This window comes from Shewanella gaetbuli, from assembly GCF_023284065.1.
GTDB classification, from domain to species: domain Bacteria; phylum Pseudomonadota; class Gammaproteobacteria; order Enterobacterales; family Shewanellaceae; genus Shewanella; species Shewanella gaetbuli.
In genome coordinates, this window is the sequence record NZ_JAKIKP010000013.1 from 38,603 (window position 1) to 51,693 (window position 13,091).

The following is a 13,091-nucleotide window of genomic DNA, read 5'->3' on the forward strand; positions in this document are numbered from 1 at the left end:
AAAACCCAGCTATCGCTGGGTTTTTGAACAGTTAAGACTCGAAGTTGTAACGGTTAATTACAAGATTGAATCACATCTGAATCTGACACTAATACTGTTGCTGAGCCCAGTGCTGCTGTACGTGCAAACATCGACACTTGAGACTGCATTTCAGCGGTTGCCTCAGCAGCCATTCCGTCAGTAGCATCCGTTTCATCTGGGCTTACAATTGAGCTATGGTGGCCTTTAGAGAACCTAACTACACCAGAACCTACTGTAGTGGTATCAATACACTTAAGTCCAATACTGGCAATTAATGGCTCAGTACCTGATAGAGGGAAAGACTCAACCGTATTAGGTAATACTTGGTCAGGTAAGTTATTCGCACCATCACCTACCACTTCAATTAAATGAACCGGTAAACCCGTGTCAGCTAACTGGCTACCATGGTTAATCGGGTCAGCACTATCAAATGCAGTTTGCACCGCAAATGCAAAGGTTGGAATAAACTCTGCGTAAACGGCTTGTACTAAAGCGGCATATTCAGGAGTGCCCGGCTCAAACTCACCAGTATTGGCTTCTTTTACCAGCGCTAAGAAAGTATCTGATGCGGTTACAGTGTCAAATAGAACGGGTCCAAAGGTTGGCGAACCTGCAAAGGCACCTGCTAAACCACCTGCTGGAGCAACTAATGATGATGCATTCAACGCATAAGCATTTGGCAACTGAGCTCCAGAAGTTGGATCAACTAACCCCGTACTGGCGTAGGTTGAGAAGGTTGTTCCAACAATACCCCCTAAGCTTAATCCCTGAGCACTAATCTTAGTAATATCGAAAACTTGCTGGCCGCCTGCTTGGGCAATTTGGCTATATAACCCGGTTAATAATAAACGTAGCGCTAAATGATCCATCGTTGCTTGGCGGAAATTATCACGAACAGTTAATGTGCTGCCAATATTAACAAAAACTAATGGTGACCCATTTTGGAATGCATCCGGTTTGTTTATCAAACTGCCGTATGCAGGGTCACTTGCCGACACCTCATACACACCATCGCCATTGGCATCAAATGAACGCGCACCATGCAATGGCATATCAATCGCCACTGTTGCAATCCCCATAGCAGCATAAGAACCGGCATAAGCTAATGCCATTTCTTTACCACCGCCTAAACCATGTAGTGCGATATTTGTTGGCCAACCATTAGTTGGGGCAACAAAGTTAAGTCCTTGAGAAGCTTGAAACGCTGCCACTTTTTGTGCATTTGGTATTGCGATTAAAACCGGTACAGATTCATACCCCATCACTTTAGGAATAGGGTTGAACTTAGTTAAATGCTTAGTTGGGTCAGCATCAGTACCATCATTTAATTTCCACGGGTATCCGGCTAATAATGCCGGATTAGCTAATGCAGCACTTGGGTCAATACCATAAGCGCTTGCTTGAGCAACAAAGTTTTCTTGGCTTAAGGTTCCAGCTTGCATAGCTAATAGCACCGACACAGGGCTGTCGCCTTGTGCATACCAACGCTCATTGATAAGCGGTTCCATTTCTGGGCTTAAACAGCCTGCAGAAGAACAACTACCGTAAATAGGTAATTTAACCGTTGCTGTATACATATCAGCTAAGTCTGACAGTACATAAGCCACACCGTCTGCTGGGGTTAATCCTGCGGCATCAGCTGCTGTTACAATGCCACCAAAACCATTTGGCATCGGCATTGGCGGTTGTTCAAATGATGGCATATAGCTTTCTCTAGACGCCATCAATAACTTGGTTGTTTCATAAACATCGGTAACAGACTGAGTGGTAAATAAACCTGAATAACTAATGGTTTCAGGGTCAACACCATGGGCTGCAGCGATACCTTTTTCATAACTATTAACCAGATACTGAAGTTGTAACTGAGCTTCAGTTTCTAATGGTTTAGTTTCAAAATCTAATTTAAGTAGGCCATAAGTGGTTGATGGTGCAATGCCACGACCTAATGAGTCTTGAATAAGACTGGTGGTAGCGTAAATATACGATTGGCCTGCTTTAAGCGGTTTAAGCGGCACAATGGCGATAGTGTTTCCAGATGCTTTAGAAACAAAGTCAACACCAAATGTTAATTCTTCTCCCACTTTACAAGCAGAAACTGAAGGGGCTGAGCTACATTCTGGATCAGACGAAAGTGCCCCGCCTACCGTTGCTTCAAATAAACGCACTGCACCTGCCTGGAATACAGAAGCTTCATCTAACGTTAATGGAGTGCCGTCTAAGTCAGAGGCTAAATCAACATTAATGCTGATTGGTGAAGAAGTTGACCATCCGTCAAGCGCACCTAACGCTAATTGAGGATTAACATAGTCAATGCCGTCTTCACCAGGAATATTTAGCGTCCCGTCTGTGGTGCCGCTGAAAAGTAAATCGTTTGGTAATGGAACGACACCGTTTGCAGGATCAAACTGCATATGTGAAACAGGCACTAAAGGCGTGGCATTTTCTTTTGCTTCATTGAAGCTATCTTCAGAACAGCCCGTTAGTCCAAGAGCAGATGTAATGGCAACACCCAAAATGAGTCTTTTCATCTTTTTTCCCCAAATCTTGTTTTAATAATTTTGTTTTCCCCAAAAAATTGGTCACAATAGTGCAATCCTATGACCATAAGGGCTTATTTTAGCCCTTAATTAGTCTCAAGTTAACGTAAAATTATAGAGTTAGCTACAAGTTTATTGCATGAACACCACAGTTCAATATACAAATATCAGTCATTTGTTTAAAACGGGTGTTCAACTTTTGTTCGATTGTAGATTTGACGGGCATTTCCGCCTAAAGGAAGTATTTAATCATGTTGGAATATCAAGCTAGAAAAGATTTACTCAAAAATAAAACGATATTAGTAACCGGCGCAGGTGATGGCATTGGTCGAGTTGCCGCGCTAACCTTTGCTCAGCATGGCGCAACGGTTATTCTGCTCGGTAAAACGGTTAAAAAACTAGAGAGTGTTTACGATGAAATTGTGGCACAAAATGGCCCTACTCCAGCCATTGTGCCATTAGATTTAAAAGGTGCTACAGAGCAAAACTACATCGATATGGCAGAAACAATTGCAGAGCAATTTGGCGCATTAGATGGATTATTACACAATGCCTCTTTATTAGGTGCATTAGGCCCATTTGAACATATTGACGTTAAATCTTTAGAAGATATCCTAAAAATTAATGTCACTGCACAAGCGGTGATGACTAAAGCATTACTTCCCATAATGCGTAAAGCTGACAATGCGTCGATTATTTTCACTTCAAGTGGAGTTGGGCGTAAAGGTCGCGCTTATTGGGGGCCTTATGCTTTTTCAAAATTTGCGACTGAAGGCATGATGCAAGTACTTGCAGATGAATGTGACCAAACTTCGGTAAGAGTGAATAGTATCAACCCAGGGGCAACACGCACTGAAATGCGAGCTAAAGCTTACCCAGCGGAAGATCCAACAACCTTGAAAACTCCTGAGCAAATTATGGCTAGTTATTTATATTTAATGGGTGAAGATTCACTTGAGGTTAATGGTCAAGCATTAAACGCACAATAAATGATAAGTCTCAAATAAGTCAGTCCTTCGCTGGCTTATTTGAGTTGTTATCGAGGTAAAATATGGGAGGTTAAAGAGCAATTCTATCAGCATTCTCGGCTAATAATTTATCGCCAATCCCTTTAACGGCTTTCAACTGATTTATATTTTTAAATTTACCATTCTTGTTTCTATAATTGATAATCGATTGGGCTTTGGCCTCTCCAACACCAAATAACTTTTGTAATTGTTGGGCATTGGCGTTGTTAATGTTAACTTTGGTGGCGTTTGATTTAGCCATATTGGATTTGATTGAACTGGCATGACTCACGTTGTTTTTAACACTTTTTGCCATTTCAGCAGAGTTAGATTGGTTACTTTTTGTTTCGGCAGCGCTCAGGTTACTCGTTACAAAACCTAATGCAAAACAACCTATTAGACATAAATGTAATACTCTCATTGTATATTCTCCATATTCCATCATTGACGCTACTATGCCGAATTCCTTATTCCATGGCTGTAGCTAATTAACCGCATTCAATACTGAGTGCGGTTAAAAATTGTACACTACAATTGTCTAATGTAAGTAGTGAGATAAATATACAATTTATCGAATTATCGAAGTTTTTCTGCTGGCTCTTTTTGCGTTGAAGATTTCCTCAGTGCAGCTGTCGTTAGGCCTTTTAATTCACTTAAAAGATGTCGGTGTATTTTACTCAACTTAGGCTTAGTATTTTGATTAAACGGTATCGGACGACATAAACTCATCGCCTGATAACCCAGCCTTGCTGTTAACAAGCCACCACCCAGCCCTTGAGCCACCCTAGCAGATAACTTACCCGTCATCTCTACAGACAATAATTGGGTGCCTATATCCATTGCGACTTCAGTGGTTCCAGCATAAATTATATTAAAAATAATCGATTTTATTAGCCTGATTCGGCTCCAATAACCCAGCTCAATGCCGTATACCTTGGCGATTTTTGAAATCATGGTTTGATTGCGCCATAAAATTAATGCCATATCTAGTACTGCTAAAGGGCTTGCTGCCAATAATAAAGCTGACTCAGCTGAGTATTTGGCAACGTATTTTTTAGCTAATTGATCTCGCTCTGACAGCACTAGCTCATCAAACAACAACACTCTTTCAGCATCGTTATGCTCGACACTCACCTGTGCTAAATAGGTCTTTTTTGCTTCAGTGTTGGGATAGTTGGTTAGTAATGTGGCTAAAAAAGGCTCAGCTTCACCGATTTGCATACTCTCAGCCAAGCGGCTAGCGGTATCTTGGTGGTGACCAACCTGCTTTAACTTCACTAATTTTCGCCACTCTTTTAGGCTCATGCCGACAACCCAAGTGGTAATCACCACAAGCACGGTCGAGTAAAAGCCAAATAAAATAGGACTTTGCTCAAATGCATCTCTCAGCCCTAACAAGGTTTGCACAATAATCAGTAAAGTTACACCGAGGCACGAAAGCTTAGCCAGAAGTGACCAACGTTGCGGCTTTGATTGCTCTTTAATAACTTCATCTAAAGCAGTATCAGGAAACTGTGAATCTAAATCGCTATCTTCAAATGACGTATTCGCTGACTCAGATATAAACTCAGCAGCGTCGAAAGTTTGCACGGGTTGAATAACATCGTTATTCATTGTCGCAGATTTTTCATTTGATTGACCATCAGAGTTCGATTGTTGGTCAAACACTTGAGCAGGTTTAATATTGTTAACCATTATATTTTCTCAATAAGCATCCGTTACCGACATGCTAACTAGGTTAATTTATCGCCTAATAAATACTCTAATAAATGATCTAAGCGAATATGATTGAAGAGTTGATCTTCTGCGGTTTTATGTACTGCATCCGCTGCAGCGTATACAGGCGGTGCAAAGGCCGCAAAATTAAACCCTTGCTTGGTCCAAAAGCTTTCATCAGGTAAGTGGCTAGGGACATCTCCCGGATATAAGGTTAACACTTGCCCTGATTTACCCACTCCCTTAATCACCTCTTGTTGACCATTAGGGGTGTTAATCATTCCATGTTCAGTCGCTTTAATCGCACTAATGGCCATAGTTTCAACATCACAGCCTTCAAAACGGGCATAATTCTGGCTTTGCTTAACCATATCGGTGAGTAGACTTAATATATGACTTTGCTGGTTTCGAGTCACTCTATCGACCTGACTTGCAGCAAATAACACTTTGTCAATTTTGGGTGAAAATAACCGCTTAAGTAGACTTGACTGACCAAACTGAAAACTTTCCATAATACTATTTAATGCCAGTCCCATATCATGAAACTGCTTTGAACCATGATTAAGTGCGTTTAAGCAATCCACTAGCACTATTTGACGGTCAAATTTTGCAAAATGATCTTTGTAAAAAGGTTTAACAACCTTACCAACGTATTCTTGATAACGTTTTTTAAGCACCTGATAGTAGCTGCCGCTAGCAGAGTTTTGTAATTCAACATGCTCCATTGGGCTAACGGCTAACAAAGGGAAAAACGTCAATAGAGGGGTATTTTCAAACTCACCTGGCAATAACATTCGTCCCGGTTGAGCAAAATAAAATCCTTTATTGTTAACGACATCTTGTAGAATTTGCTGATAAATTCCTGCTACGTTTTTAAGCACTTGTTCATCCGCTGGAGCCGATAAATCAATTTTGGCAACTTTCTCAACAAATTCAGTGTATTGATCTGCACTTTTGAGCCTAACAATAGCTTGCTGCTGACTTAAACACCATGCTGTAAAGTTTTGTTTTAACATGGGTAAATCAAGCAGCCACTCACCCGGATAATCAACAATATCGAGGTACAATGTGGCTGAGTCAGTAAGCTTTGCCAGTACGCCAACCTCTGGTTGATATTTTATCGCTAAACGTAATTCAGTAATATTACGGGTAGATGCAGGCCATTGTGGTGGTTGCTGAACAAATGACAGCATACTGCCAACATAGTCAAAACTAGCAATATTCAAGTCGGGTTGCAGAGTCCGTTTTACGGCAATTAAACGTCTATCTCGAGCCACTTGCCATAAAGGTAAAGGATTGCTCTTGAAATTAAGCCCAGCATGAAGTAATTGATTCACTAACCCAGTAATAAAGGCCGTTTTACCTGCTCCAGATAAGCCTGTAACAGCAAGGCGAACATGGCGATCTGTGCTTCTATGAATTAAAGATTGTGCAGATTGAGTGAGCTTGGAGAACGATTTGTCCAGTAGATTCATTGGCCCTTCCAAATGACACAAGGGCGGAAGACCGCCCTTTAATGCTTATAGATTATTGATTTGGCGTTTCAAATCAAATGTATCTGATGTGACATGGGTTTCAAGCTTGCGTAAACGTAACTCTAAACTTGAAAATTGACTGTTCACATCGTGCAATGCTTGCTTCGCCCCCAGACCAGATTGCCAAACTTTCTTTTTAATCTCAATTTCTTTGTGGTTATCTTCAAATTGATGGCTTTTAGGTTTTACATCTAGAATCATCCACATAGCGATGTAAATTACAAAAATTACCCCTGAGCCTCCCAATAAAAAGATTGATAATGCAACAACGCGAACTAACCACACTTCAAAGTTAAAAAAGTCAGCGACTCCAGCACATACCCCTGCTATTTTACCTTTTTGTGGTACCCGGTATAAGGTACGTCTATCAGACTCGCTCATGCTTAGTTCTCCACTCTGGTGACTCAGTATCTAAAATAGCTTCCAAGGTCTCTATTCTATGATGCATTTTGTCGGCTTTATGTATTAGCTCATTTAGCTGGGTAAATTCTTCTTCCGTGAGTCCTTGGCTCACTTGTCGCTTACTGCGGTAGTGAAGAACCAACCAAATTGGCGCCACCACGACCATAAATATAATAATGGGGGCAATAAGAAGATCCATGTCCATAACTCACCTCTGAAAAAATTTATGCTTTAGATTTAGGTTGTTTTTTAGCGTTAACTTTAGCTTTTAATGCGGCTAATTCATCATTAATTGAATCTTCAGCTTCTAGTGCTGCAAACTCATCCGCTAAAGTTGACTTTTTACCCAAGTCATAAGCATCAACTTGCGCTTCAAGTCCTTCTACACGACGCTCATATTGCTCAAACTTCATCATTGCATCATCAATTTTGCTTGAATCAAGCTGCTTTTTTACTTCTAAACGCGAAGTGGCTGTTTGATTACGCATAATAATGGTTTTCTGACGAGCTCTGGCATCATTAAGCTTTTCTTGTAATTGGGCGACTTCATCTTTAAGACGCGCAATATGCTCTTCAACAACTTGCAATTCAGCTTCCAAACTGTCTAGTAAGGTGGCCGTTTTTTGCTTTTCAACTAAAGCTGCTTTAGCTAAGTCTTCACGATCTTTAGATAGCGCCAGCTCCGCTTTATCTTGCCAATCTTGTACTTGTGTTTGTACTCGACTGATTCGACGAAGTAACTCTTTCTTTTCGGCTAATACTTTAGCTGAGGTTGAACGAACTTCGACTAATGTGTCTTCCATTTCTTGAATAATCAGGCGAACCATTTTTTCTGGATCTTCAGCCTTATCAAGAATAGCGCTGATATTAGAATTTACTATGTCAGCAAAGCGAGAGAATATTCCCATAATATGTTCCTCAAAGTGTAATGTGGATGTCAGATGAATTAATACACTAACCATGCCAACTTTAACTAATTCTACATTATCAATAACTTAATGCGTACGGTATGTTTTTCTTTATTTATTATGACTAGCCTACTATTATATTTTTAACCAATAATTAGTGTAAAAGACTAACAAATACTGTGAATAAACAATTTGAGCAAGACAATCTAATTGGTCAATCTAACGCATTACTCGAAGTTTTAGAACATGTATCTAAGGCTGCACCTTTATCAAAACCAGTATTAATTATTGGTGAGCGCGGTACGGGTAAAGAGTTAATTGCAGAAAGATTACACTATTTATCAAGCCGCTGGGATCAAAACTTCATTAAGCTAAACTGTTCTTCTTTAAGCGAAAACTTATTAGAGAGTGAGTTATTTGGTCACGAGTCTGGTGCATTTACTGGCGCAAAAGGTAAGCATGAGGGGCGGTTTGAACGTGCCGATGGCGGAACCTTATTTTTAGATGAGCTGGCTAACACATCAGGGTTGATTCAAGAGAAATTATTACGCGTTATCGAATATGGTGAATTCGAACGTGTGGGTGGCAGCAAAACAGTACAAACCGATGTTAGGCTAATTTGTGCTGCAAATGAAGATCTTCCAGCGCTCGCAGAGGCAGGTGAGTTTAGGGCCGACTTACTTGACAGGTTGGCTTTTGATGTTATTACTTTGCCCCCACTTCGTTGCCGAACAGAAGATATAATGGATTTGGCAGAGTACTTTGCGGTGAGTATGGCTCGCCAATTAAAACTTGATTACTTTGGTGGGTTCAGCCCATTAGCAACAGAACAACTTCTTAGTTATAGCTGGCCAGGAAATATTCGCGAACTCAAAAATGTTGTTGAACGTAGTGTTTATCGTGAAGGTGCCGATGGACAAGAGATTGACCATATTATTTTGGACCCATTCGCTTCGCCCTATCGTCCACAAAAACGAGTCAAAACTATAGAAAGGCAAGCCAGTAGTAGTGTCCCTGTCATTGATTCCACGTCCATTGAAACAACAGAGCCAGTGATTGACGAGCCCCAAGCGCCAAAAAACATCAAGCCCACTATTACGTTTCCTATCAACTTTAAAGAGTATACTGAAAAACAAGAAGTGGAATTACTTCAACTCGCATTGGCTGAAAGCCAATTTAACCAAAAGAAAACTGCTGAAAACCTTGGTTTGAGTTACCATCAATTACGCGGCATTCTCAAAAAATATAATTTACTCTAAGGCGGCGATTGTGGTTTTATTTTCCTACACCCAAAAATAACCACATCTTGTGGCGTTACAATATCAACAACAGTGAAATTATCTGCTAAAACAAATTAATAACTTGTTTGCTACCTAGATATTTACACTGCTAAAATAACTAATCTGATCCATCAAAAATGAAACTGCCATGACATTGTTCTGGAAATTAACACCCAAGACTTTACTTTGTGCCGCAGTAGGCATGTTAGTGAGCGCTTGCGGCCAAGCCACCCTTCCCCCTGGATTGGTGTATTGTAGTGAAGGAAATCCAGAAAGCTTTAACCCTCAAGTTGTCACCTCTGGCACGACAATAGATGCCACCTCACATCAATTGTATAGTCGCTTAGTCAATTATGATGTTGAAAAAGGTGATATCACCCCAGGGCTCGCAACTGATTGGTATATCAGCAATGATGGCCTGAATTACACATTCAATTTAAGACATAATGTGCAGTTTCATCATACTGACTTTTTTAAACCTCAAAGAGCATTCAATGCTGACGATGTGTTGTTCTCTTTTGAACGGATCATTAACAAACAACACCCTTATCACTTTGTCAGCAGAACCGGCTACCCTTTCTTTCAGAGTATTGGTTTTGAATCATTAATTTCCTCCATTGAAAAAGTGAATGAATATCAAATCGTTTTTAAACTCAATAGAAAGGACGCGTCGTTTTTATCAAACTTAGCTACTGATTTTGCCATCATATTATCCCGTGAATATGCTGATCAACTTTTGATTGAGGGTGAACCGGAAAAAATTGACCTGCAACCGATCGGCACAGGGCCATTTCAATTAAATCAATATGTGAAAAATGAATTTATTCGCTACACTAAAAACCCACAGTATTGGCTAGGTGATATTGATATAGAGCATTTAGTATTTGATATTACGCCTAAAAGCACCTCACGTTTAGCTAAGTTAATTACCGGAGATTGTAGTGTATCGGCACTTCCTAAAGCGGGAGAGTTGGCGATTATTGATCAACATAGCCACATAAAAGTAGACGCAAAGCCAGGATTAAACGTGGCCTTTTGGGCTCTTAACACCCAAAAACCTCCCTTAAATAATATTTCAGTAAGAAGAGCGCTAGCTCATGCCATTGATAAACAAAATATCCTTGATGTTGTTTATAATGATATTGCGGTTGAGGCCACAGGTATATTACCCCCAACATCTTGGGCTTATTCAAATAATTTACCTGCCAATAATTATGATCCAGCTAAAGCAAAAAACTTATTAGATAAAGCGGGAGTAAAAGATTTAGTTATCAACTTATGGGCGATGCCAGTTGCTCGAATCTATAACCCGAATGCATTGAAAACAGCAGAGCTAATTCAAGCTGATCTTGCCAATGTGGGCGTGAAAGTGAATATTATTACCTATGATTGGAGCATCTTCACTCAAAAGCTCGTCAGTGAAGATTACGATTCGGTTCTAATTGGTTGGAATGCTGATAATAGCGACCCAGATAACTTTTTTACCCCTCTACTCAGTTGCTCTGCGCTAGAGTCGAATAATAATCGCTCTAAGTGGTGCCAGAAAGACTTTGACCACCTGTTAACGCTAGCACAAAACACCACCAATAGAGCCGACCGAAAATCATACTATCAAGCCGCTGAAGCCATTTTAAGTGATCAAGTGCCCTTGATCCCAATAGCCCATGCCGAAAAAGTTTTATTAAAACGCAATAATATTACCTCTATGCAAGTGAGGCCTTATGGCGGAATTGCGTTTGCAAAAATCAAACACAATGCTCAACAAGGAAATCAATAATGTGGCGATACTTCTTCAGAAGAGTTAATTTATTTTTCGCAACCACATTAGTGATGATGGCAGTATTATTTTATGCCACTCACCAATTTCCGGTTGATGAAAGCTATGCGTTAAGTGGTATCTCTAATCCGTCGGCAGAACAACTCGAACACATTTCAGATGAGTTTAAACTCAATAGCAATAGCGTTGTTCAGTTTCTAGCTTATGTGGAACAGCGGTTCTCAGGCAATATGGGAATGTCAATTAATTCACAACAACCGGTCTTTGAAGAACTCAAAACCGTCTTGCCAGCCTCATTTGAGCTGTCTTTAGTTGCCGGATTAATTGCCCTGTTTTTGGGAGTCCCTATCGGAGTTATAGCCGCGCTAAGTAGCAATAAATTTGTTCAATGGAGTATCTTAGGGTTAACGCTGACAGGATATTCAATTCCGGTTTTTTGGCTGGGGTTAACGCTATCTTTATGGTTTGGTGTCAATCTGGGCTGGTTGCCTATATCAGGACAAATTAATTTACTTTATCAAATCAAACCGATTACCGGTTTTATGCTGATTGATACTTTATTGTCTGACTCAAGCTATCGCATTCCTGCATTTGTTGATGCATTAATGCATTTAATTTTACCCGCCATTACATTAGCGGTGTTGCCTTTTACCTTAATTGTGCGCATTACCCGCCAAGCCATGTTACAAGTCATGAACCAAACATATATCCGTGCGGCTGAAGCAAGAGGCCTACACACATTCACCATTATCATTAAACATGCGCTGCCAAATGCTATGATTCCAGTATTGAAAAGTATTGGTATCATGCTGGGTACATTCGCTTGTTATGGCATTATTGTCGAAGTCATTTTCTCATGGCCTGGGGTGGGAAGCTGGTTAGTATCAGGGATTTATCAACGAGACTATACGGTTATCCAAGCCGGAATTTTATCCGTGTCATTATTGATTATCTTTTTAAGTATTTTAATTGAGTTTATTCATACAGCCATTAACCCTATGAGTAAAAAGGAACTGTATGCCACAAATTAAAATCTACAAGCAGGACTATATTTCAACTCCTGCAGGCAGAGTGTGGAAAGCATTTTCCCATAATCCGTTTGCACTTGTTGGATTATGGGGGGTGGGTTTCTTATTAGTGTTAGCACTGCTGGCACCTTTTATAGCCCCTTATGGTGCCAATGAGCAAAATCAACAAGTCTTGCTATTACCTCCCTCTTGGGACCCTGCCGGACATGTTGAGTATTTTCTGGGTACTGACGATTTAGGCCGTGATATTTTCAGCAGAATATTACATGGCGTACAAATGACCTTTGGAATGTCACTAGTGATTGTTAGCTGCGCCCTCTTCTTTGGTTTCATTATTGGTGCTATTTCAGGAATGATGCGAGGGCTAAAATCGAGTATTTTAGGCCACTTACTCGACGCCTTACTTTCTATTCCCTCATTGCTAATGGCTATTTTGGTGGTTGCAGTTATCGGTCCGGGATTAAGTAATGTGTTTTGGGCGGTTGGTATTGCGATGGTGCCCCAATTTATCCGCACCATTCATCAAGCGGTCCATGATGAGTTGCAAAAAGAATATGTGACCGCAGCAAGATTAGATGGCGCGAATGATCTGCAAATTTTGCTGTACGTGATTATGCCCAATGTATGGGAAGTGCTGATTATCCAGGTTACGATGGCTATTTCTGCTGCTATTTTGGATATTGCCGCTCTTGGCTTTTTAAATTTGGGCGCTCAAGCTCCAAGCCCTGAATGGGGGGCAATGGTTGCCCAAGGCTTAGATAACTTGCTTCTAGCACCATGGACAGTAACCATTCCCGGTGTAGCCATTTTATTTAGTGTACTTGCCGTAAACCTTGTAGGTGATGGCTTACGCTCTGCAATTGCACCGATAAGAAAATAA

The 13,091-nt window shown here is 40.5% G+C and carries 12 protein-coding genes; 5 read left to right on the forward strand and 7 right to left on the reverse strand.

The features are described 5' to 3' along the window. Positions 1-53: 53 nt before the first annotated feature. Positions 54-2,549 (reverse strand): VolA/Pla-1 family phospholipase, encoded by a 2,496-nt coding sequence (locus tag L2672_RS14615; protein WP_248996581.1) that lies wholly within the window; start codon positions 2,547-2,549, stop codon positions 54-56. Positions 2,550-2,809: 260 nt separating this feature from the next. Here L2672_RS14615 and L2672_RS14620 point away from each other — a divergent pair, with 260 nt between their 5' ends. Continuing rightward, the gene (locus L2672_RS14620) at positions 2,810-3,547 is read left to right on the forward strand and encodes a YciK family oxidoreductase (protein WP_248996582.1); all 738 of its coding nucleotides are present in this window, start codon (positions 2,810-2,812) and stop codon (positions 3,545-3,547) included. Between the two features lie 70 nt (positions 3,548-3,617). Here the strand turns inward: L2672_RS14620 and L2672_RS14625 are convergent, their stop codons facing one another. The 6 genes from L2672_RS14625 to pspA form a co-directional block, all read right to left on the reverse strand. Next, positions 3,618-4,007: a ComEA family DNA-binding protein gene (locus L2672_RS14625; protein WP_248996583.1), complete on the reverse strand. Its 390-nt coding sequence runs from the start codon at positions 4,005-4,007 to the stop codon at positions 3,618-3,620. A 134-nt stretch (positions 4,008-4,141) separates the two neighbouring features. Further along, positions 4,142-5,260 carry a TIGR01620 family protein gene (locus L2672_RS14630; protein WP_248996584.1) on the reverse strand — a complete coding sequence of 373 codons (1,119 nt, stop codon included), beginning with the start codon at positions 5,258-5,260 and terminating at the stop codon, positions 4,142-4,144. A gap of 38 nt (positions 5,261-5,298) precedes the next feature. After that, complete coding sequence (locus L2672_RS14635) at positions 5,299-6,756, reverse strand: YcjX family GTP-binding protein (RefSeq protein WP_248996585.1); 1,458 nt, start codon at positions 6,754-6,756, stop codon at positions 5,299-5,301. Between the two features lie 45 nt (positions 6,757-6,801). Continuing rightward, positions 6,802-7,197, reverse strand: a complete 396-nt coding sequence (gene pspC / locus L2672_RS14640) for an envelope stress response membrane protein PspC (protein ID WP_248996586.1) — start codon at positions 7,195-7,197, stop codon at positions 6,802-6,804. Next, positions 7,184-7,423 carry an envelope stress response membrane protein PspB gene (pspB, locus tag L2672_RS14645; RefSeq protein WP_248996587.1) on the reverse strand — a complete coding sequence of 80 codons (240 nt, stop codon included), beginning with the start codon at positions 7,421-7,423 and terminating at the stop codon, positions 7,184-7,186. The genes pspC and pspB overlap by 14 nt, the downstream gene beginning before the upstream one ends. Before the next feature lie 19 nt (positions 7,424-7,442). After that, positions 7,443-8,126, reverse strand: coding sequence for a phage shock protein PspA (gene pspA / locus L2672_RS14650; RefSeq protein WP_248996588.1), 684 nt, complete (start codon positions 8,124-8,126; stop codon positions 7,443-7,445). Between the two features lie 179 nt (positions 8,127-8,305). Here pspA and pspF point away from each other — a divergent pair, with 179 nt between their 5' ends. The 4 genes from pspF to L2672_RS14670 all read left to right on the forward strand — a co-directional run bounded on the left by pspF (position 8,306) and on the right by L2672_RS14670 (position 13,091). Next, complete coding sequence (gene pspF, locus L2672_RS14655) at positions 8,306-9,385, forward strand: phage shock protein operon transcriptional activator (protein WP_248996589.1); 1,080 nt, start codon at positions 8,306-8,308, stop codon at positions 9,383-9,385. A 169-nt stretch (positions 9,386-9,554) separates the two neighbouring features. Continuing rightward, complete coding sequence (locus L2672_RS14660) at positions 9,555-11,183, forward strand: ABC transporter substrate-binding protein (RefSeq protein ID WP_248996590.1); 1,629 nt, start codon at positions 9,555-9,557, stop codon at positions 11,181-11,183. Beyond that, positions 11,183-12,214, forward strand: a complete 1,032-nt coding sequence (locus L2672_RS14665) for an ABC transporter permease subunit (RefSeq protein ID WP_248996591.1) — start codon at positions 11,183-11,185, stop codon at positions 12,212-12,214. Before L2672_RS14660 ends, L2672_RS14665 begins: the two co-directional genes overlap by 1 nt. Further along, complete coding sequence (locus tag L2672_RS14670; protein WP_248996592.1) at positions 12,201-13,091, forward strand: ABC transporter permease subunit; 891 nt, start codon at positions 12,201-12,203, stop codon at positions 13,089-13,091. Before L2672_RS14665 ends, L2672_RS14670 begins: the two co-directional genes overlap by 14 nt.

Bases quoted from the DNA above. Each gene is read 5' to 3' on its own strand.
- L2672_RS14615 (WP_248996581.1), bottom strand. From the start codon at position 2,549: ATGAAAAGACTCATTTTGGGTGTTGCCATTACATCTGCTCTTGGACTA.
- L2672_RS14620 (WP_248996582.1), top strand. From the start codon at position 2,810: ATGTTGGAATATCAAGCTAGAAAAGATTTACTCAAAAATAAAACGATA.
- L2672_RS14625 (WP_248996583.1), bottom strand. From the start codon at position 4,007: ATGGAATATGGAGAATATACAATGAGAGTATTACATTTATGTCTAATA.
- L2672_RS14630 (WP_248996584.1), bottom strand. From the start codon at position 5,260: ATGGTTAACAATATTAAACCTGCTCAAGTGTTTGACCAACAATCGAAC.
- L2672_RS14635 (WP_248996585.1), bottom strand. From the start codon at position 6,756: ATGAATCTACTGGACAAATCGTTCTCCAAGCTCACTCAATCTGCACAA.
- pspC (WP_248996586.1), bottom strand. From the start codon at position 7,197: ATGAGCGAGTCTGATAGACGTACCTTATACCGGGTACCACAAAAAGGT.
- pspB (WP_248996587.1), bottom strand. From the start codon at position 7,423: ATGGACATGGATCTTCTTATTGCCCCCATTATTATATTTATGGTCGTG.
- pspA (WP_248996588.1), bottom strand. From the start codon at position 8,126: ATGGGAATATTCTCTCGCTTTGCTGACATAGTAAATTCTAATATCAGC.
- L2672_RS14660 (WP_248996590.1), top strand. From the start codon at position 9,555: ATGACATTGTTCTGGAAATTAACACCCAAGACTTTACTTTGTGCCGCA.
- L2672_RS14665 (WP_248996591.1), top strand. From the start codon at position 11,183: ATGTGGCGATACTTCTTCAGAAGAGTTAATTTATTTTTCGCAACCACA.
- L2672_RS14670 (WP_248996592.1), top strand. From the start codon at position 12,201: ATGCCACAAATTAAAATCTACAAGCAGGACTATATTTCAACTCCTGCA.